This is a genomic window from Sarcina ventriculi (genome assembly GCF_900456775.1).
GTDB lineage: Bacteria > Bacillota > Clostridia > Clostridiales > Clostridiaceae > Sarcina > Sarcina ventriculi.
The window spans coordinates 385,042-406,568 of the sequence record NZ_UAUL01000007.1 but is presented as its reverse complement, the minus strand read 5'-3'; the positions used below and the strand labels follow the sequence as shown (position 1 = coordinate 406,568).

Sequence of the window (21,527 nt, the reverse complement as noted above, 5' to 3'; positions counted from 1 at the left end):
ATTAAAATGGTGATAAAATATCAGTAGATAAAGTAGAAAAAGATTTCATATGGAGAGGGTGGGGGTATGTATCCAATAAAATTTGAAAATTTATATTATAAAAAAATTTGGGGAGGAAGAGATTTAGAAAGTTTTAGAGAAAATCTTCCTGAAGGAGATATTGGTGAAAGTTGGGATATAGCTTGTCATGATAATGGAATGAGCATAGTTGCTAATGGAGAGTTTAAAGGCAAAACCTTTAAAGAATTAATTAGTGAATATGGTGAAAAATTCGTAGGAAAAACTTTAGCAAATAAAGAATTTCCTTTGTTAGTAAAATTAATAAACTCTAAAGACAGGTTATCAGTTCAAGTGCATCCAAATGATGAGTATGCTAAGAGAGTTGAAAATTCATTAGGAAAAACAGAAGCTTGGTATGTTATTGATGCTAAACCAAATGCTTCTTTAATAGTTGGAACTAAAAATTGTGATAGAAGCATTTTTGAGAAGGCGATAAGGGAAAATAATACAGAAAGTTATTTAAATAAGATAGATATTAAAAAGGGTGATTGTTTTTTAATAAAAAGTGGGTTAGTTCATGCTATATGTGAAGGGGCAATTATTGCTGAGATACAACAAAGTAGTGATATAACATATAGAATTTACGATTATGGTAGACCTAGAGAACTTCATATTGAAAAATCATTAGATGTTATTGATTTTAATTTAAATGCTATAAATGAGAGTAAAAATAGGTTAGATAAATTTGAGGGATATGAAAAAGGAGTTTTATGTACTAGCGAATACTTTACGATAGAAAAATACATCATTAATAAAAGTGTTACGGAGAGTAGTGATATAAATAAATTCTTTATTTTTACTTGTGTTGACGGAGAGGGATATATTAAGTGCAAGGGTAAAGAAGATGTTTATATTAAAAAAGGTGATAGTATATTCATACCCGCAAGTTTAGGAGAGTACATTATAGAGGGTACATTAACAGTATTAAAAAGTTATGTATAGATATTAGAAATAGAGTATTACCTTTAAGGTAATACTCTATTTTTGATGTGAAATTTAACTTATAGTATAATAAAACAAAAAAATAAGAGAATGGAGAAATTTATGATGTTGGAAAAAAGATTTGAGGAAGAACTTGTTAAAGCTTGTGAAATAGCACAAAAAGAGTATGGATATAATGCAACAAGATTTTTAAATACAATATCAAAATTTGGTGGAGTAAAAACAGCAAAAGAAATTATAAGGAAAAATAATATTTCTGATAGTTTTGATAAACTACAAAACGCAGGACGCATTGACCTTACTATGGAAGCCATTATAACTAAACCAAAGTATGCAGAACTTTTTACAGATGATGAGGTAAATAGTTGTTTTGATTTACTTTGTGAATATGGATATTATAAATAATTTAAATACATGTTAATTTTGGTAGGTTTATTTTTAATCATAATTTGATATAAATAGTTTTTAAAAATATTGTGAGATACTTAAAGACGATTCTTTGTAGCTAACTTTTAAATTAGAGGAGAAAATGTTGGATAATTGTATTTTGAATTATAGTAAATTACTGTGATAAACCTTGACCATTGTATTTTGAAAATTCTACAATATAGATATATAAAACATGTATTTAGAGGTGGAAATTTTGAATGAATTTTATTATTCGTATAACAAAGCTAATAAAGGGATAAGTTTAAAGCAATATATTTATACAATTGGTTCATATCACTATAATTGGCATAATGATTTGGAATTACTACTTGTTATGAATGGTAAGATAGAAGTTTGTGCAGATGGTGAGAGTAGAATTTTAGAGGAAGATGATATGATATTGATTAATTCAAATATGGGGCATGCAACGTTAGCGCAAGAGCCAGATAGCATTGCTATGGCTATTCATATAGACCCTGTATTTTTAAAGGATTATTATGAAAATGTAGAATTATTATCTTTTAATCTATATTCGACAAAAGAAACTAAAAATCAAAAGTCATTTGCTTTAATAAGGTCTTATCTTTCAGAAATGATCTTATATTTTAATAAGGAAAAGTCAGAGAATAAATTATTTTTTGACAGTGCTTTTTATTCTTTATTGCGTACTATTGTGTTCTATTTTCCGCCTACAAAAATTAAAAGTAAGTCTTTTATAAAAAATGAAAAAAATTTAAATGCTATTAATAAGATGATTAAGTATATAGATAAAAATTATAAAAAGAAAATAACACTAGAAAACTTGGCTAAAGAAAGTGGTTATAATAGTAACTATGTATCTCAATTCTTTAAAATGAATTTAGGTATTAATTTTTATGATTATTTAACAAGAATAAGGCTTAGAGAAGCAACAAGGCAGTTAAGCCAATCAAATGATAAAATATTAGAAATTGCATTAGAAAATGGGTTTCCTGATATAAAGGCTTTTAATTTAGCTTTTAGAGATAACTTTGGCAAAGCGCTTACAGAATATAAAAATCAATTAAAAAGTGAAAATATAAAAAATGATATTAACTTTAAGAAACAATTTATTTCTATTGATAATACAGAAATTAATAATAAACTTAAAAGCTATATAGCTAGTATAAATAAGGATTCTTTAGAAAGTGATAAAAAAAGTGATTTAATAGAGAGAAATGATAAATTTAATAAGACTTTTAAAAATATAGAAGAATTAACAGCTAAATTTAAAAGGTTAAGTGAGGAGTTGTCACAAACAACAAATTGTTTAGAAAAAGGTCTTAAAGATTTATAAAAGAAGATTAGAGTTTTAAAATTAAAATAAAAAAAAGCTAAATCTAAATATTTTCTATTAAAAAATATTTAGATTTAAATTACATATTCTATAAACAAAAAAATAAATTATATATTTTAAAAACCCTTGTTTTTTGCAGTATTTTAAAAGTAAAAGACAAGGGTTTTTTTATATTATTTTTATGTTTATTTTTAGGGATTAGAAATATTCAAAGGGAAAACTTTTCTTTGTGTATTAAATAATGGATAGTTAGGTTTTATTTAATTTGTTAAATTAATTTTAGAGGAAAGTTAAATTTTACATAAGATTTATATAAAATATCGTTTATTTGTAAGGAGGATTATGGTTATGGAAAGAAAAGAAGCATTAGATGAGTTAACTAATTTAATTGCAAACTTTACATGTATAATAGGTAAGCGTCTTCCAGATGATGTTATGGTTAAGCTTAAGGCATTAAGTGAAGAAGAAACTGAGCCAATGGCTAAAATGATTTATGAAGCTATGGTAAAAAATCAAGAAAAGGCAGAGGAATTAAATAGACCTTCTTGCCAAGATACTGGATTAATCCAAATGTTTGTCCGTGTAGGTTCAAAGTTTCCATATATTGATGATTTAAGTAAGGTTTTAAAAGATGCTGTTAGTATTGCAACTAAAAAGGCACCATTGAGACATAATACAGTAGAAACTTTTGATGAGGTTAATACAGGAACAAATGTAGGAAGTAAATCACCGTGGGTATATTGGGATATCATGCCTAATAGTGATAAATTAGAATTAGATATTTATATGGCAGGAGGTGGTTGTTCACTTCCAGGGCAAGGAAAAACATTAATGCCAAGTGAAGGATATGAAGGGATAGTTAAATTTGTATTAGATATTATGACTTCTTATGGGCTTAATGCTTGTCCTCCATTATTGGTAGGTATAGGGGTTGGCTCCACAATTGATGCAGCGGCTTATATGTCAAAACGTGCACTTATGCGTCAAGTAGGAAGTCACAATAGTAATAAAATAATTGCAAAATTAGAAGATGAATTAGTAACTGCTATTGATTCGCTTAAACTTGGACCTCAAGGATTACGCGGAAGTAAATCAGTTATGGGTGTAAATATTGAAAATTCAGCACGCCATCCATCAGTAATTTCGGTAGCTGTTAATGTAGGATGTTGGTCACATCGTAGAGGAACAATAGTTTTTAATAAAGATTTAAGTTATGAAGTAATTACACACAGGGGGGCAAAATTATGAAGAAAATTTTAAATACTCCAATTTCAGATGAAGATTTAAAAGATATTAAAGCAGGAGATGTTATTTATCTTAATGGTCATATAGTAACTTGTCGTGATGTAGCACATCGTAGATTAATTGAGTATGGAAGAGAGTTGCCTGTTAATCTTCAAGGAGGAGCTATTTTTCATGCAGGACCTATTGTTAAAAAAATAGATGGTAAAGATAATAAATATGAAATGATTTCTGTGGGACCTACTACAAGTATGCGTATGGAAAAATTCGAGAAGGAATTTATTGAGAAAACAGGTGTTAAACTTATTGTAGGTAAAGGTGGTATGGGACCTAATACAGAAGCAGGATGTCGTGAAAATAAAGCTATACATTGTGTTTTCCCAGCAGGATGTGCCGTTTTAGCAGCTACAACTGTAGAAGAAATAGAAAATGAATATTGGCAAGACTTAGGTATGCCTGAAACTTTATGGGTGTGTCGTGTGAAGGAATTCGGGCCATTAATTGTTTCTATTGATGCAGAAGGAAATAATTTGTTTGAACAAAATAAAGTTTTATTTAATGAAAGAAAGGATAATGCTTTAAAGGGGCTTTATTCTAAGGTTAAGTTTATTAAATAATTAGAAAAAGTAGTACGTAATATTTTAATAATATATATTTATAGATTATTAAAGTAATATAAAAAAATAAAAATAATAATTATCGTTTTTAATTTGAATCACATAATTATTATTATCTTTAGTTATAATAGTAATTAGTTAGAACGTATAAACACTTAGCAGGAGGCAAATTATGAGCGATTTAAGATGGAAAGGATTTAAAGAAGTTAAGTTAGTTGAAAAAGAAGAAGAAGGTAAGGGGATATTTTCTTATTATTTAAAAGGAATGAATGATGAGATATTACCAGAATATACAGCAGGTCAACATATAGCCATAAGAATTAAAAGAGCAGATGGCAAATATACTCCACCTAGACAATATACTTTATCCATAAATTATAGAGCAGATTTTTATAGAATAAGTGTAAAGAGAGAAGAAAATGGATATGTTAGTAAGGTATTGGCAGATGAAGTTCATATAGGTGATACTGTTGAAATAACATCTCCATTAGGCAAATTTACATTAAAGGATAACGATAAGAAAATCGTATTATTATCAGGTGGTATAGGAATTACTCCTATGTTAGCTATGGCTTATGAGGCAGCTAATACATCTAAGAATGTTCAATTTATATATAGTACACAAAATCCAAAAACTCATAGTTTTAAAGAAGAAGTAGAACAATTAGCTGATGAAAACAGCAATATGAAGAGTATAGTATTTTATAGTGATATAGAAGAAGGAACACGTACAGATATTGACTATATAAAAGGAAGAATAAATAAACAATGGATGGAAGAAAATTTGGACAAGGATAGTGAATTCTATTTCTGTGGGCCAGCTGGATTTATGGAAGCTATAAAAAATATCCTTTTAGAAATGGGGGTAAAAGAAGAAAATATACATTTTGAATTTTTTAAATAGTTTTTAGTATAATAAATAGATATTGGTAACATATGTTACTTAATGGCAATAAATAAAATAGTATAATTTAGTTGAAAAAGTAATTAGAATATAATCTAATTACTTTTTTCTTTTATAAGAAACTATTAACACTAGAAGTTTAAGAATATAAGTGGCTACAAGGAGTGTGCGTTATGGATAAAAATCATATGAATTGTTGTGATGGATGTAGAGGAAAATATTGTGCGAGTAAAATTCCTATGTTTGAAAATTTGGTGGAAGATGAATTAGCTGAAGTGATAGGTCAAATTGATCACAGGGTGTATAGCAAAGGGGAAACGTTATTTAGAGAAGGAAATCAAGCAAATAATATGTTTTTTGTTAATGAGGGAAAAGTTAAATTATACAAATATACAAAAGAGGGTAAGGAACAAATATTACATATATTATCTGAAGGTGAGTTTTTTGGTGAATTAAATTTATTGAGTTGTAGCATTTATCATTTTAATGCTCAGACAATAAAGGATTGTAAAATATGTGTTATTAATAACGATTCTATGAAAAAAATAATAGAAAGAAATCCTAAAATAGGAATAAAGTTTTTAGAAAGTGCTGGAGAGAGATTAACAAATGCTGAGAATTTAGCACAAAATTTAGCTACCAATGATGCTGATTCAAGAGTTGCATATTTATTAATAGATTTATTGGAAAGATATGAGGGTGGAAATAGAGGAAAAAATGAATTTACTGTATCAATGTCTAGAGAAGATATGGCAAATTGTATTGGTGTAACTAGAGAAACTATGAGTAGAAAGCTTAAAAAATTTGAAGATGAAGGGTTGATAAAGATACCTAGGGTGAAACAAATAATAATTTTAGATGAGGAAAGATTAAGAGATTATATATAAAATTTTGTTTTGTAATTTGAATCATATTTTTTAATAGAGATAGGATATATAATTAACTCATAAGTTAAGTCCAAACAAATCAAGGACAAACTTAATACATAAAATATTAATTTATAATAATAAATTCGTTGAAAATGATATAAATAGACACCTATCCATGGTGTTTGCTAAAAATAAAAGATAGATAAGGAGAGAAAAAAATGAAAGTAATTTATTGGAGTCAAACAGGAAATACACAAAAGATGGCTGAATTAATAGCTAAAGGAATTGAAGAAGGTGGGAAAAAAGCAGAATTAGTTGAATTAGATAATATTTCAATTGATAATTTAAATGATGAAAAAGTAATTATATTAGGTAGCCCAGCTTCTGGAACAGAAGAATTAGAAGAAACTCAAGTTGAACCTTTTGTACAATCTTTAGAAGGAAAAATACAAGGTAAAAAAGTAGCTTTATTTGGCTCATGGGGATGGGGCGAAGGAGAATACTTAACTAATTTAGAAGAAAGAATTAAATCATATGGTGGAGAAATAGTAGGCGAAAGTTTATCAGTTATGGAATCACCAGAAGGTGAAGATGAAGCTAAGTGCGTTGAATTTGGAAAATTAATAGCACAACAATAAGATATAGTTTAATATAATTATATTTTAATTCTAGGTGATAGATAGTTTAGATAGATTAAGTAGGTTTGCTAATGCTTACCTACTATTTTTATATAAAATTATAAATCATTTTACAAGTTTTGAGTTAAATCACATAAATTATAAGAAATATTACATATAATTTACTTATAGATTAACTTAGAAGATATCAATTAGTTTAGGAGGAAATAGTGATGAACGGAGAAAATATTTATTCTGTAGGAGTTATAGATGATAGAAAAGTGCCATTTCATAGATTAATATTAGAAGATGGAACTACATATAATAGTTATTTATTAAAAACAGAAAAGCCAACAATAATAGATGCGGTAGATTTTATATATTCAAAACAATATTTAGAAAATTTAAAAAAGCTTATTGATTTAAAAGAAATACAATATATAGTTATAAATCATACAGAACCAGACCATTCAGGGGCTTTAGGTTCATTAGCTAAGCAAGCTTCTAATGCAACAATAGTTTGCAGTGAAAAAGCTGTTTATCATTTAAAAGAATTATATAAATTACAAGATAGAAATTTTTTAGTTGTAAAGGATAGAGATACTCTTGATATTGGTGGAAAAACGTTATTATTTAGAATTACACCATTTCTTCATACAGAAGAAACAATGATTACTTATTGCATAGAAGATAAAACATTATTCCCATGCGATATATTTAGTACACATTTAACAGCGAAAGAATATTTTGTGAGCAAAGCAGAAAAAGACATAACAGAAGCATTTACAGTATATTATGACCTTATAATGTCACCACATAGAAAATATGTAAGACCTATGATGTCTATGATAAAAGAATTAGATATAGATATGATAGCGCCATCTCATGGTTATATTTTAGATGAAGATATTGATAAATATATTTCTATATATGATGAAAAGAGTAAACAAACTCAAAAAGGAAAAAAGGCTACAATAGTTTATACAACAATGAGAAATTCAACAAAGAAAATTGCTGAAAAATTTAAAGAACTATTTGAGGCTGAAGAAGTTGAAGTTGCTATATTTAACGCGGATAAAACTGATGAAAATGAAATATTGGATTCTATTAAAGCATCAGATGCGGTTTTATTTGGAACATCAACAAAATATGGTGATTTAATAGGTTCTATTGAAAATGTATTAAAAAAATTAAAGGATATGAACTTAGAAGGTAAAGTTTTAGGTGCATTTGGTTCATTTGGATGGAGTGGAGAGCCTATTGAAATAATTCAAGACTATTTAAATGAAACTAATGGTAATGTTTTAAATACATCTTCAATAATAAAATCAACAGGAATGATAGATGTTAATTTCCCAGTAAGAGTTAGATTTTCATTAAATGAAGAATCAGAACAAGATGTAACAAGGGCAGCAGATTATATAATTTCAATATTATAGAACATTTTCTCCCTTTTATATAAATAATAAAACAAAATATGGACAAGCCTAAAAAAACATAACTAATATTTAGTTATGTTTTTTTGTTATTGACTTAGAGTTAACTCTAAGGAGTAGGATATATATATAGTTAAAAATTAATAATATTTTGAAAGAGGGTTTGAAACATGAAAGTATTACTAGTAAATGGAAGTCCTCATAAAGAGGGATGCACATATACTGCATTAACAGAGGTAGAAAAATCATTAAACAAAGAAGGAATTGAAACAGATATATTTTGGATAGGCAATAAGCCAATATCAGGATGTATTGCTTGTAAGGCATGTGTGAAATTAAAAAAATGTGTATTTAATAATGATAAAGTAAATGAATTTATTGAGATTGCTAAAGATTATGATGGTTTTATATTTGGAACCCCTGTACATTGGGCAGCAGCTAGTGGAGCTATTACATCATTTTTAGATAGAGTATTTTATGCAGATAGTTGTGGAGGAAGAAAATCATTTTATTTAAAACCAGCTGCAACAGTAATATCTGCAAGAAGAGCTGGTACAACTGCAACATTTGACCAAATAAATAAGTATTTTGGAATATTACAAATACCAATTATCACATCACAATATTGGAATATGGTTCATGGGGCAAAACCAGAAGAAGTAAAACAAGATTTAGAAGGTATGCAAACAATGAGAACCTTAGGAAGAAATATGGCATTTTTCTTGAAGTGTAAAGAGGCAGGAATAAAAGCAGGGGTTAAATTACCAGAGGTAGAACCAACAGTATTTACTAATTTCATAAGATAATAAAAGGTTTTTTATTAAATAAAATCAAAATAATGTAAAAAAGTATTGCGTTAGAGTTAACTCTAAATGTTAAAATATATAAAGAGTATAATAAAATAATTAAAAAGAGAGATGGTAAAAATGAAAAAAGTATTAGTGTTATCTTCAAGTCCAAGAAAAGGTGGAAATTCAGATATTTTGTGTGATGAATTTATTTTAGGGGCTAAAGAATCAGGAAATGAAGTTGAAAAAATTTTTTTAAAAGATAAAAAAATAAATTATTGTGTTGCATGTGAATATTGCACTAAAAATAATGGTATTTGTATTCAAAAAGATGATATGGCTGAGATTTTAGATAAAATGGTGAAGGCTGATGTTATTGTTATGGCAACTCCAGTTTACTTTTATACAATGAACGGACAAATTAAAACATTAATTGATAGAACTGTTGCAAGATATACAGAAATTAAAAATAAAGAATTTTATTTTATTGCGACAGCAGCAGATAACAGAAAAGAAGCATTAGAAAGAACAATAGAAGGTTTTAGAGGTTTCATAGATTGTTTAGATGGAGCGGTAGAAAAAGATATTATTTATGGAATTGGAGCTTGGAAAGTAGGAGAAATTAAAAATACTAATGCTATGAAAGAAGCTTATGAAATGGGTAAAAGTTTATAAATAAAATAGATTATAGAGCTAAAAAATAATAGGGTGATTTGGAGGAGCTATTTATGGAAGCAAAAAAACTAGGGTTTGGACTTATGCGTTTACCACTATTAGATAAAAATGATTCAGCAAGTGTTGATATAGAACAAGTAAAAAAAATGGTGGATACTTTTATAGATAAGGGATTTACTTATTTTGATACAGCATATATGTATCACTTGGGTAAAAGTGAAAATATTGCGAAAGAAGTATTAGTAAATCGCCATAAAAGAGATACTTTTACATTAGCTAGTAAACTTCCAACAATGTTTTTAAAGAAGCAAGAAGATCAAGAAAGAATATTTAGTGAACAGTTAGAAAAGTGTGGGGTAGATTATTTTGATTACTATTTATTACATGCTTTAGGTGCAGAAAATTATAAAATAGCTCAAAAATTTAATAGTTTTGCTTTTATTCAAGAGAAAAAGAATGAGGGAAAAGTTAAGAAGATTGGTTTTTCTTATCATGATGATGCTAAACTTTTAGATGAAATATTAACAGCTCATCCAGAAGTTGATTTTGTTCAGTTACAAATTAATTATTTAGATTGGAATAGTGAGAGTATACAATCAAGGAAATGTTATGAAGTAGCTAGAAAGCACAATAAGGCAATAGTAGTTATGGAACCTGTCAAAGGAGGTACTCTTGCAAAGATACCAGAGAGGGCAGAAAAATTATTTAAGGAATATGATTCTAATATGTCAATTCCATCATGGGCTATTCGTTATGTTGCAAGTCATGAAGGTGTAATGATGGTTTTAAGTGGAATGTCTAACATGGAACAACTATTAGATAACACAGGTTATATGGAAAACTTTAAACCATTAGTAAAGGAAGAATATGATATTATTGAAAAAGTTGTTGGAATTATCAATGAATCAATTGCTATTCCATGTACTGCATGTGAATATTGTGTAGAAGGGTGTCCTAAAAACATAGCAATTCCTAAGTATTTTGCTATATATAATGCAGATAAGCAAGTTGGAGGAAATGGTTCGGTATTGCAAAAAATGTATTATAATAATTATACAAAAATTAATGGGAAAGCATCAGACTGCATAGAATGTAAAAAGTGTGAAAAAATTTGTCCACAACATATTGAAATCACGAAATACTTAAAGAAAGTTGCTAGTACCTTTGAGGGATAAATTATAAGGAGATAAACAATATGACAATTGCAGAAGTAAGTAAAAAATATGGACTTACCGCAGATACACTTCGTTATTATGAACGTGTTGGATTAATTCCTAAAGTAAATCGTAATAAAAATGGAATTAGAAATTACACAGAGCAAGATTGTAGAAACGTTGAATTTATTAAATGTATGAGAAGAGCAGGGCTTCCTATTGAAGTATTAATTGAATATGTTACTTTACTTCAACAAGGTGATGAAACTGTTGAAGCTAGGAGAGATATATTAATAGAGCAACGTAAAGAATTAGTAAAAAAAATGAAAGAAATAAAAACAACAATAGACAGATTAGATTATAAAATAGATAGATACGAAAGTCTTGTGAAGAAGGAAAGCGAGTTAAAACAGTATTAGTTATATAAATAAAAAATGTCTATATTATTTTAAAAGCGTAGAGTGGAGAAACAATCAAAACAGCACCGCCTAATTTAGGTGCTGTTTTGTTGTTTATAAGTAAAATTTAGATTATTTTTATGAAGAGGTTATTATTTAATGTATGATGCACTTACATAGCCGTAGGAATTATAGTATTTGATTTTATACCAACCATTTTCTTTTGATACTATTTCAGCTACATCTCCTCTTTTTAAGGTTCCAATTATTTCGCTTGAAGTAGATGAACTATTTCTAACGTTAAGTTTAGAGGCTGTAACTTTTCCAGTTTTAATTACAGGAAGAGAATTTGAATTTATTATAGATATATAATTTCCACTAACATAAGCATATTTATCTCCAAATTTTATCATATACCATCCATTACTTTCTCTGTAAACCACATCTACCTTAGTTCCTCTAGCTAAATATCCAACTATACTTGAAGTAGATGATGAATCACTTCTAACATTTAAAACAGAAGCTGTAACTAGACCTGTATCACAATTAGATGAAGTTGATGATAGTAATGTTTTATTTTCAACAGTTTTAAGATTTTGATTTGAATAGGACATTCCTTGTAACATTAAACATGCCACAATTGAAAATAGCAAAAATAATATTTTTCTTTTCTTTTTTACCATTTAAATCCTCCTTAATATATAGTAGTAAAAAATAATTATATTAAAATATATTCCTATACCAATAATACTTTCCAAAAAATTACTATATAAACAAAGAAGAAAAAATATTTTATGTATAGATTATAATAATATTTAGAGTATATTTTGTTGGGGAGATATTTTGACAAGATTATATATATTTTAAAACAAAAATAACATTTTAGTGTAGGATAAATGAATTTTGAGAAGAATAGAAGAAAGGTTAATTTAATATGAATCCATATAAAACACAAACCGTTGTTAAACAAAATGTCTTGAATATGACAAAGATAAAAATAAAAGAAGCTTTTTTAGAGTTATATAAAATTAAGAATTTTCAAAGGATAACAGTAAAGGATATTTGTCAAAAAGCGTATGTAGCAAGGACAACTTTTTATCATTATTATAAAAATATTGTGGAAGTCATTGAGGAAATTGAAGATGAAGTTATAAATAAATTAATTCTTATAAATGATGATATTTTAAATGCAGATATAAAAGATTTAAAATCAATGGAGTTTTTTGAAAAGACTATAAATTATATTGATAAAAATTTTAATTTATTTTATTTGTTTCTTGTAAAGCAGCCTAATATTAGATTTATAAATAAATGGAAGAAGGGAATCAAATATCATTTTTATGATAAATGTTCAAAGGAAAATTGTAATATAAATATTGAACTTGCTATAGAGATGATAGCGTCTGCTGCAATTAGTGGCTATACATATTGGATTTCAAATAAAGATAAGGTAAAGAGAGAAAGTTCAAATGAAATTATTTGTATGTTTTTAACAGCTATACAAAATAAGTAGTTTAATTTAGTACATTTTTTGAAAATGTGTAGTGTTAACGGAGAATTTCTAGTGATATTATTTTTTTATAAGTTTAATGTAAAACCAAGAGGTTTTCATGCTTATTTAAATAAAATAGCATGATTAAATAAATTTAGAGGAAGGAGTTTCTAAAACTTATATTATGTATTTTTTAGAACAAAGATAAGATTATGGATAAGATTAAAATTCATATTTTACATTGTGGTGAAGTTCAAGTTGATAAAGCACTTCCTTTTCATGAGGAAACTCTAAATCCAGTTGCTTATACTGGGCTTTTTAGATCAAACAAAAATCAAATAAAACTCCCTGTTTCAGCATATTTAATAGAACATCCTAAGGGAAAAATATTAATTGATACAGGTTGGCACACAGATATAAGAAATAATCAACAGCAATATTTAGGCAAGTTTCATTATATGATAAATAAAGGTTTTTTACCTAAAAATAAAGCTATTGATGAACAACTTTTATTAATGGGGATAAAACCTAAAGATATTGAGTATGTTGTTTTAACGCATCTTCATAGTGACCATGTTAGTGGATTAAAGTTAGTTAAAGAAGCTAAAAATATCCTTGTAAGCAAAGAAGAATTAGAAGATGCTAGAAAAGATAAGCTTAGATATATACACCATATGTGGGAGGGAATTAATTTTCAAACTTTTGAGATGGTAAAGTCTAAATATGGCCCTAATAATTTATCTTTTGATTTATTTGGAGATGAATCTGTGGTTTTTGTAAGCGTACCAGGACATACAAAAGGATTGATTGCAACTCTTATTCAAAATAGTGGTAAATTTGTGCTATTAACAAGTGATTGTGGTTATGCAAAAAAATCTTGGGAAAAAATGATACTTCCAGGCGTATCAATAAATAAAAAGCAATTAATAAAATCCTTGGAATGGGAAAGGGAAATGTCTGAAAAATCTAATTGTGTAGAAATAATTGCAAATCATGATAGAAATGTTAAACCTCATACTATTATTTTGTAGAGTATAAATTAATTTAGATAAATGTAAAAGAAGATATTTAATTTCTTAAGCATTATCTAAATTAATTTGAATCTAAAAAATTATTCTATTGAGTCGAATAATTTTAAAATTACTTGACTGGTGATTTTTGCCATATAATCTGGTGAATCTTTTTTGTCTGAATTAATCCAAGTTTGAGCAAGTCCAATATAACCATAAAAGGCAGCAGAATAAAGATAATCATAGTTATTTTTATTAACATTAGGATATAATTTATTCCAAACATTAACGCAATGTTCCTTCATTAAATCTTTCATTTTATTTATAAAAATAAAATCAGAATTTAGTTCTGTTCCTATTAAAATTGATAATATTTCAGAATTTTTGTCTACAAATTCAAAAGTATCTTTCATAAGCAAAAGAGGCTGATCTACGTCATTTTTTATATCATTATGTAAAGATATAACTTGTGTAAACTCCTCTAATAAATCTTGCTTTACATTATCTAGCATGTCAAATATATCTCTATAATGGAGATAGAAAGTTTTTCTATTTATATCAGCTAATTCAGCAAGTTCTTTTACTGTGATTTGATTAATATCTTTATTTTTCATGAGTGTTATAAGTGCTTCTTTTAATTTACTTTGTGTTCTTCTTGCACGCCTATCCATAAATATACTTCCTTTCAATTTTAAATAATTTTATAAAAAAATTTACTCATAATACTCATATTATATCAAGAATGAGTATTATGCCACTATTTTAAAATCATTGGTTATTGAAAACCCATTTATTAGGAAATATACTTTTAAACATGAATATTTAAATAGGGGTGAAATAATATGGAAAACATATTTAGAAAGATAGTTGGTCATAAGAAAACAATTATAGTTACTTTTCTTATAGCGGTAATAATATGTTTTATTTCAGGGAATTTTGTTTCTGTAAATTATGATATGAATGACTATCTTCCTGAAGATACAAAATCCACAGTTTCCATTAACGTTATGGAGGAAGAGTTTGGGGGAGATGTAGCAAATGCACGGGTTATGGTGTCTAATCTTACGATTCCAAAGGCTTTAGAAATTAAAGAAAAATTGCTTAAAATAGATGGAGTAAGTGATGTTACATGGCTTGATGACGTTGCAAATATTAAAGAGCCATTAGAAACTTTAGATAATGAAATTATAGAAGGGTACTATAAGGATAATGCAGCTTTATTTACTTTAACTGTTGATGAGGAAAAAAGAGAAGAAGCTGTTAATTCAATTAGAGAATTAATTGGAGACGATAATGCAATGGCTGGTTCAATAATTAATACTGTGGTTGCAGCTGATGCAACTACTAAGGAAGTTAGCCAAATTATATTGTTTATAATTCCTATTTGTTTAATTATTTTAGCAATAACAACAACATCTTGGTTTGAACCAATACTATTTATGATAACAATAGGTATAGCTATTGTGCTAAATAAAGGAAGTAATTTTTTGTTTGGCGAGATATCTTTTGTAACTAATGCTGCAGGAAATGTTCTTCAATTAGCTGTATCAATGGATTATGCGATATTTTTACTACATAGGTTTGCTGATTTTAGAAAAGAAGGTTTAGATGCAGAAGAAGCAATGGTACAAGCTTCTGTAAACTCTGTTGGCTCTATTTTTTCAAGTGGTATAACAACAGTTATAGGCTTTGCAGCTCTTATATTAATGAGATTTAAAATAGGTCCTGATATGGGAATTGTTATGGCAAAAGCAATAGCTTTAAGTTTAATAACTGTTTTAGTTTTATTACCTGTTTTAACTTTATATTGTTATAAGATTATAGATAAAATAAAACATAGAGCATTTTTACCTAAATTTGATAAGTTTTCGAAATTGATTTCTAAGGTTATGATTCCAGTATCTTTAGTTTTTATTTTTATAATAGCACCAGCTTATTTAGCACAAAAAAACAATAGTTTTTATTATGGTTCTTCTAAAATATTTAATGAAAGTACTCAGTTAGGTAGAGATACTGCATTAATTGAAGATACATTTGGAAAATCAAATATGGCAGTTCTTATGGTACCAAAGGGTGATTTTGCCACAGAAACCAAACTTAGCAATGAACTTAAAAGTATACCACAGATAAGCTCTATTATTTCTTATGTAGATAAAGCAGGAGCTAAAGTTCCAATGGAATATTTAGATGAAGAAACATTAAGCAAGTTAATTTCTGAAAATTATAGCCGTATGGTTATTAATATAAAAGCTGATTTTGAGGGAGATGAGACTTTTTCAATTATAGAAAATATAAGAAGCATTGCTCAAAAGTATTATGGAGATTCTTATTTATTAGCAGGTGAAAGTGTTAGTACCTATGATTTAATGGATACTGTTACAGCAGATAATATTAGGGTTAACTTAATTGCGGTTGGTTCTATTTTTATAGTTTTATTAATTGCATTTAAATCATTATTAATGCCTGTAATTTTAGTTTTAGCTATTGAAACTGCTATTTGGATTAACTTAGGAATCCCTTATTTTGTAGGGAATAGTCTTTATTATATAGCTTATTTGATTATAAGTTCTATACAGTTAGGTGCAACTGTAGACTATGCAATACTTTTATCAAATTCATATGTTGAAAATAGAAAATTATATAACAAGAAAGAAGCATTATTAAAAACAATATCTTCAGTATCGTTATCAATACTTACATCAGCTACAATATTAGCTTTATCAGGAGTATTGTTAGGCGTGATATCAACTCATGGAATCATAAGTCAGTTAGGAGATTTAATATCAAAAGGAACCGTTCTTTCAACGGTAATAGTTTTATTTGTAATTCCAGGGCTTTTATATTTGTTAGATAAGCCTATACAAAAAACAATGTATAAATGTAATTTTAAAAATGAAGAAAAATATGTAAGAGAATATAAAAAAGTTGTATAGTTAATGGGGGAATTTTAAATGAAGAAAAATAAGATTATATCATTAGTTTTAGCTACTGTGATTATGGGAGGTGTAGCAACTCCTATAAGTGCATTTGCACAAGAAATTATTACTTCAGATAATTTAGAAGATTCAAGTCGTGAAAATACAGATAAAGAAGAAGTTGTATATGTTAACTTGAATAATAATGGTTTGGTAGATAAGGTTTATGCTGTTAATATATTTAATAGTAAAAATATAGTGGATTATGGTGATTATAGCGAAGTTAGAAATATGAATACTAATGATGTTTTAAATTATAGTAATGGGAAAATAGTTACTACTAATTCGTCTGATAAACTTTATTATGAGGGAGTATTAGAAAATGCAGAAATTCCTTGGAATATAGATATTAGTTATTATTTAAATGGTGAAAGAATTAGTGCTGATAAACTAGCTGGAAGTGCTGGGAGTTTGGAAATAAAAATATCTATAAGTAGTAATGAAAAATGCAACAGTGTATTTTTTGAAAATTATGCATTACAGGGAGCTGTATTATTAGATACAGAAAAGTGTGCGAATATAGAATCTGATGAAGCTACAATAGCAAATGTAGGAAGCCAAAAGCAACTATCATATATGATATTACCTAACAAGGGAAAGGAAATTACAATAAAGGCTGATGTTAAAGATTTTGAAATGCCTTCTATAAGTTTAAATGGGGTTAGATTTAATCTTGATGTTGATGTTAATACTGATGAATTAACAGATAAGGTAAAAGAGTTAACAGATGCCATAGATGAAATAAATTCAGGAGCTACAACTTTAAAAGATGGAACATCTACACTAAATGGTGGAACAAGTGATCTTTTGTCTGGTGTTGATAGTTTAAACTCAGGAGTTGATTCTTTAAATAGTGGAATTTTAAAGGTTAAAGAAGGGCTTGAAACTTTAAATAGCAAATCTTCAAATTTAACTGATGGTTCAAAAAAGATTTTAGATGCTTTAAATGAAATAAATCTAGCTTTAGAAAATGTTAATGTATCATCAGAGAGTATAGCACAATTAGTTTCAGCATCATCTGATATAAAAAAGGGAATTGATAATTTAGTTAAGGGTGCTTTATCATTAAATTCTAACATAGGGTATTCTGCTTATAAGGGAATTATGAGTTCAAATGGGTTAAATATAGATTCTTTACAAGGAAGCAATACAAGTGAGGTTAATGATATAAAGAGTCAAATTCAAAGTCTTACAGATGCTAAAAATGCTTTAATGGCAGAAGGTGCATTAGATGGTGATAGCAAAGTTTTAGCAATTGAAAATGCTATTAGCGAGTTAACAGAAATAATAGGATTGCTTCAAAAAAATTCTGCTGCTATTGGTGGAGTTGAAACTTATTTAAATAATGTTTCAACAGGAACACAAGAATTATTAACAGGTTCAAATACATTGCAAGAAAAATATGGTCAGTTTGATGAAGCAATTGTAAATCTTTCACAAAAATTAAGTGGCTTAGGTGAAAATATGGCTACTTTAGCTAATGCAATAAGTCAATTAACAGCTCAGTACAAAACTTTTGATACAGGAGTTAATGACTATACAAAAGGAGTATCTGCTTTACTTGAAGGATATTCAAAAATAGTAAATGGTTCTACTGAGTTAAAAAATGGAACAAAAACATTAAAGGATGGAGCAAATAGTTTAAATTCTGGGGCATCAAGCCTTTATGAAGGAACAACAAAGTTATCAGATGGAACAGGTGAACTTAACGATAAAACTTCTAATTTAGATGGAGAGATTAATGATGAAGTTGATAGTATGGTAAATGAATTAACTGGGAATTTAGAAGAGGTTGTTTCTTTTGTTTCTGAAAAAAATACTAATGTTGAATCAGTGCAATTTGTAATAAAAACACCTGCTATCGAAAAGGAAAAAGTTGAAAGTGTTGAGGAGAAAACTGAGAATTTAAGTATTTGGCAAAGGTTTATAAATCTATTTACAAAAAAATAAATGTGAATATGAAGCCCCTAATTTTATTTCTTAAAATTAGGGCTTTTTTATAATATAAAATTATATAAGATAGAATCAAAAGAAGTATGTAGATTTGTGGTAAGATATTATATGTGTATTTATATTAAATTTTAACAATAAATTATTATGATAATGCAAAAGGAAGTATGATATGGATATAAATGTTAAAAAGAAATACCCTAAATATCTTAAAGAGTTTAAATGTATTGGCGGTAAATGTACAGATAGTTGCTGTATTGGCTGGGATATAGATATAGATAAAACGACTTTTAGACAATATTATAAAGTTAAAGATGTAGAAATGAAAAAAATGTTTCAAAAAAATCTTTATAATAATGAGTATTGTACAAGTGATAATATAGATTATGGAAGAGTAAAATTAAAGGGTGAGAAAAGATGTCCTTTTTTAGATGATGAAAAATATTGTATTATTTATTCAAGACTTGGAGAAGAATATCTTTCTAATGTATGTACTTGCTTTCCTAGAATTTTAAATAAAATAGATGGATTTTACGAGATGTCGCTTGATATATCTTGTCCTGAAGCTGCAAGAATTCTTTTGTCTAAGAAAGAGGGAATTGAATTTACAAAAAGTAATGAAACTTTAGGAAAACATATAATTTCAAGTGAAATAAATACTAAATCTAAAGAATTTGATGGTTCACTTATAAAATATTTCACAGAAATTAGAGATTTAAGTATCAAAATAATACAAAATAGAAATTTAAGTTTAGATAAAAGACTTTATATCTTAGGTGAGTTTTTAAATGAAGTAGAAGATGAATTTGAATGTAATTACAGTAATTTATCAAATTTTATCAATAAATATGATATAAATTTAGTTAAAAATATTTATGAAAAAGATGAAATTAGATATACACTTCAAGTTGCTTTTTTTAAAACTGTTTTTAAATTAGCCAATGTATTTGAAAAAACAGATAGTGATGTATTTAAAAAGTATACTAAAGAAGTTATGGAGATTTTTAAATTAGATGAAGAAAATATAGTAAGCAACTCAGAACTTTATATAGGAGCTTTTGAAACATATAATAATAAATTTATGGAAGAGTATAGCTATATATTTGAAAATTATTTGGTTAATTTTATATATAATAATATATTTCCGTTTTCAGAAAGTCAGTCGGTGTTTGATGGATATATTTTGCTTTTAATAAGGTATGCATACATTAAGTTTTATTTAGTTGGGTTATATTTAAATAATGAAAAAGAGAGTGAAGAAAATATTATAAACTTCATACAAATTTTTTCGAAAAGTATAGAACATCATAAAACACTTTTAGTTGATTTGTTAAACTATATAAAGAGAAATGATTATAATAACATAGAATTTGCTAAAATGTTTTTGCCTAAAATAACTTTTTAAATAAAAAAACTGTATCAAAAAATTGATACAGTTCTTTTTTTAAGATGTAATAGTATTTAAATTATAATCATTTAAGTTTAAATTGTAAACTTTGATATATTTTATACTCATGGTTTGTGGGAAAGCATTGTTATCAATAGTTCCGCCATAAGTACCACCAATTGCAATATTTAGTATTAATTTAAACGGTTGGTTATAAGGCCATGTTTTCCAAGAATCTGAACCTGTATTATAAATATTTCTATCATAAGTAAGATAAACATGCCCATCTATAGACAATTCTATTTTATTTGGTGTCCATAAAACTCCATAAACATGATATTTAGAATATAAATCACTAACTTTTATGCTAGCTGTTTTTTGATCACCTGTCTTAAAGTTGTATGCATTCATTTGTAATGAGCCATGAACATAATTAGGTGTTTTTTGTGTAGCTTCCATAATATCTATTTCACCACTATCTGGCCAGTTACCATAAGTATTATTTTCAGGCAACATCCATATAGCAGGCCATGTACCTTTTCCTTTAGGAAGTTTAGCGCAAACTTCAATCTTTCCATAAAGATAGCTATTTTTACTAACTAGCCTAGCTGATGTATAGTTATATCCATTAAGGTTTTGTTTTAAAGCAGTTATATTTAGTGTACCATTTACTATATTGCTATTTTGAATGTTATCTGTATAATATTCTTCCTCTTTATTTCCCCAACCATCATTGTTGCCGATATCATAATTCCATTGATTAGAAACAGAGGATGGTGAGTTAAATTCTTCGTCATAAACTAATCTACCACAGTTTACGTCATAAGTAGGGGCGTTTCCAAGAGCTATAAAGTGCTCGCCTAATGAGTTTACCTTAAATGTTAAAGTATTATTGTAGACTTTTGCTTCACCAAGACATTCAAATGTTTTAGTACTTGTGTTATATGAATATATGTTTATAATTTTACCGTCAAGATCATTATTAGAAGATAAATTCATATTAATTGTTATATATTCACCATTTTTATAAGTATTAGTTTTATCATTTAAATTAAAACCATATATAAAAGATGTATAGTCTTGCTTTTTTAAATCTGAGTAAATAGGCACCATAGAACCATTTCCAAGAGTAGTAACAGAAATATTTTGTGATGCTTGTGTATTTTTTATGTAACTATTATATTTGTTTAGGGTAAAATTATAACTTAGACTAAAATAAACAGCTATAATAAGAACTAAAATCAAAATACATATACATACCTTTTCC

At 27.0% G+C, this 21,527-nt stretch carries 21 protein-coding genes; 18 read left to right on the top strand and 3 right to left on the bottom strand.

Annotation, left to right across the window (positions count from 1 at the left end):
• The first annotated feature begins 66 nt into the window (after positions 1–66).
• The 13 genes from DR020_RS06100 (at position 67) to DR020_RS06040 (ending at position 11,467) form a co-directional block, all read left to right on the top strand.
• Positions 67–1,002: a type I phosphomannose isomerase catalytic subunit gene (locus DR020_RS06100; protein ID WP_055259010.1), complete on the top strand. Its 936-nt coding sequence runs from the start codon at positions 67–69 to the stop codon at positions 1,000–1,002.
• Positions 1,003–1,104: 102 nt separating this feature from the next.
• The gene (locus tag DR020_RS06095) at positions 1,105–1,407 is read left to right on the top strand and encodes a hypothetical protein (protein ID WP_055259009.1); all 303 of its coding nucleotides are present in this window, start codon (positions 1,105–1,107) and stop codon (positions 1,405–1,407) included.
• A 238-nt stretch (positions 1,408–1,645) separates the two neighbouring features.
• On the top strand, positions 1,646–2,746 hold the full coding sequence (locus DR020_RS06090) for a helix-turn-helix domain-containing protein (RefSeq protein WP_160110452.1): 1,101 nt from the start codon (positions 1,646–1,648) through the stop codon (positions 2,744–2,746).
• Positions 2,747–3,094: 348 nt separating this feature from the next.
• Complete coding sequence (gene ttdA / locus DR020_RS06085) at positions 3,095–3,994, top strand: L(+)-tartrate dehydratase subunit alpha (protein ID WP_112365517.1); 900 nt, start codon at positions 3,095–3,097, stop codon at positions 3,992–3,994.
• Entirely contained in the window at positions 3,991–4,605 is a 615-nt protein-coding gene (ttdB, locus tag DR020_RS06080; RefSeq protein WP_055259005.1) for a L(+)-tartrate dehydratase subunit beta, read from the top strand. Before ttdA ends, ttdB begins: the two co-directional genes overlap by 4 nt.
• Positions 4,606–4,777: 172 nt before the next feature.
• Entirely contained in the window at positions 4,778–5,509 is a 732-nt protein-coding gene (locus DR020_RS06075; RefSeq protein WP_055259003.1) for an FAD-binding oxidoreductase, read from the top strand.
• A 173-nt stretch (positions 5,510–5,682) separates the two neighbouring features.
• Positions 5,683–6,396: a Crp/Fnr family transcriptional regulator gene (locus DR020_RS06070; protein WP_112365515.1), complete on the top strand. Its 714-nt coding sequence runs from the start codon at positions 5,683–5,685 to the stop codon at positions 6,394–6,396.
• 200 nt (positions 6,397–6,596) lie between these two features.
• The gene (locus tag DR020_RS06065) at positions 6,597–7,016 is read left to right on the top strand and encodes a flavodoxin (RefSeq protein ID WP_112365514.1); all 420 of its coding nucleotides are present in this window, start codon (positions 6,597–6,599) and stop codon (positions 7,014–7,016) included.
• Positions 7,017–7,228: 212 nt separating this feature from the next.
• Complete coding sequence (locus tag DR020_RS06060) at positions 7,229–8,434, top strand: FprA family A-type flavoprotein (protein WP_112365513.1); 1,206 nt, start codon at positions 7,229–7,231, stop codon at positions 8,432–8,434.
• Positions 8,435–8,601: 167 nt separating this feature from the next.
• A complete protein-coding gene (locus DR020_RS06055; RefSeq protein WP_112365512.1) occupies positions 8,602–9,237 on the top strand; it encodes a flavodoxin family protein in 636 nt (211 codons plus the stop codon).
• Between the two features lie 120 nt (positions 9,238–9,357).
• Complete coding sequence (locus DR020_RS06050; RefSeq protein ID WP_112365511.1) at positions 9,358–9,894, top strand: flavodoxin family protein; 537 nt, start codon at positions 9,358–9,360, stop codon at positions 9,892–9,894.
• A 53-nt stretch (positions 9,895–9,947) separates the two neighbouring features.
• Positions 9,948–11,069, top strand: a complete 1,122-nt coding sequence (locus DR020_RS06045) for an aldo/keto reductase (RefSeq protein ID WP_112365510.1) — start codon at positions 9,948–9,950, stop codon at positions 11,067–11,069.
• A 20-nt stretch (positions 11,070–11,089) separates the two neighbouring features.
• A complete protein-coding gene (locus DR020_RS06040; protein ID WP_055258992.1) occupies positions 11,090–11,467 on the top strand; it encodes a MerR family transcriptional regulator in 378 nt (125 codons plus the stop codon).
• Positions 11,468–11,598: 131 nt separating this feature from the next.
• On the opposite strand, the gene DR020_RS06035 is transcribed toward DR020_RS06040, so the two are convergent.
• Entirely contained in the window at positions 11,599–12,129 is a 531-nt protein-coding gene (locus DR020_RS06035) for an SH3 domain-containing protein (RefSeq protein ID WP_112365509.1), read from the bottom strand.
• A gap of 251 nt (positions 12,130–12,380) precedes the next feature.
• Between DR020_RS06035 and DR020_RS06030 the strand changes: the two genes are divergently transcribed.
• Positions 12,381–12,959 carry a TetR/AcrR family transcriptional regulator gene (locus tag DR020_RS06030; protein ID WP_055258987.1) on the top strand — a complete coding sequence of 193 codons (579 nt, stop codon included), beginning with the start codon at positions 12,381–12,383 and terminating at the stop codon, positions 12,957–12,959.
• 191 nt (positions 12,960–13,150) lie between these two features.
• Positions 13,151–13,969 (top strand): N-acyl homoserine lactonase family protein, encoded by an 819-nt coding sequence (locus DR020_RS06025; protein ID WP_112365508.1) that lies wholly within the window; start codon positions 13,151–13,153, stop codon positions 13,967–13,969.
• Between the two features lie 80 nt (positions 13,970–14,049).
• Here the strand turns inward: DR020_RS06025 and DR020_RS06020 are convergent, their stop codons facing one another.
• On the bottom strand, positions 14,050–14,619 hold the full coding sequence (locus tag DR020_RS06020) for a TetR/AcrR family transcriptional regulator (RefSeq protein ID WP_058993498.1): 570 nt from the start codon (positions 14,617–14,619) through the stop codon (positions 14,050–14,052).
• 171 nt (positions 14,620–14,790) lie between these two features.
• On the opposite strand from DR020_RS06020, the gene DR020_RS06015 reads away from it, so the two are divergent.
• The 3 genes from DR020_RS06015 to fliB all read left to right on the top strand — a co-directional run bounded on the left by DR020_RS06015 (position 14,791) and on the right by fliB (position 20,278).
• Positions 14,791–16,881: an efflux RND transporter permease subunit gene (locus tag DR020_RS06015; RefSeq protein ID WP_112365507.1), complete on the top strand. Its 2,091-nt coding sequence runs from the start codon at positions 14,791–14,793 to the stop codon at positions 16,879–16,881.
• Positions 16,882–16,899: 18 nt separating this feature from the next.
• On the top strand, positions 16,900–18,873 hold the full coding sequence (locus tag DR020_RS06010) for a YhgE/Pip domain-containing protein (RefSeq protein ID WP_112365506.1): 1,974 nt from the start codon (positions 16,900–16,902) through the stop codon (positions 18,871–18,873).
• 172 nt (positions 18,874–19,045) lie between these two features.
• Positions 19,046–20,278: a flagellin lysine-N-methylase gene (fliB, locus tag DR020_RS06005; RefSeq protein ID WP_112365505.1), complete on the top strand. Its 1,233-nt coding sequence runs from the start codon at positions 19,046–19,048 to the stop codon at positions 20,276–20,278.
• 39 nt (positions 20,279–20,317) lie between these two features.
• On the opposite strand, the gene DR020_RS06000 is transcribed toward fliB, so the two are convergent.
• On the bottom strand, positions 20,318–21,505 hold the full coding sequence (locus DR020_RS06000; RefSeq protein WP_207655888.1) for a glycoside hydrolase family 16 protein: 1,188 nt from the start codon (positions 21,503–21,505) through the stop codon (positions 20,318–20,320).
• Between the last annotated feature and the right edge of the window lie 22 nt (positions 21,506–21,527).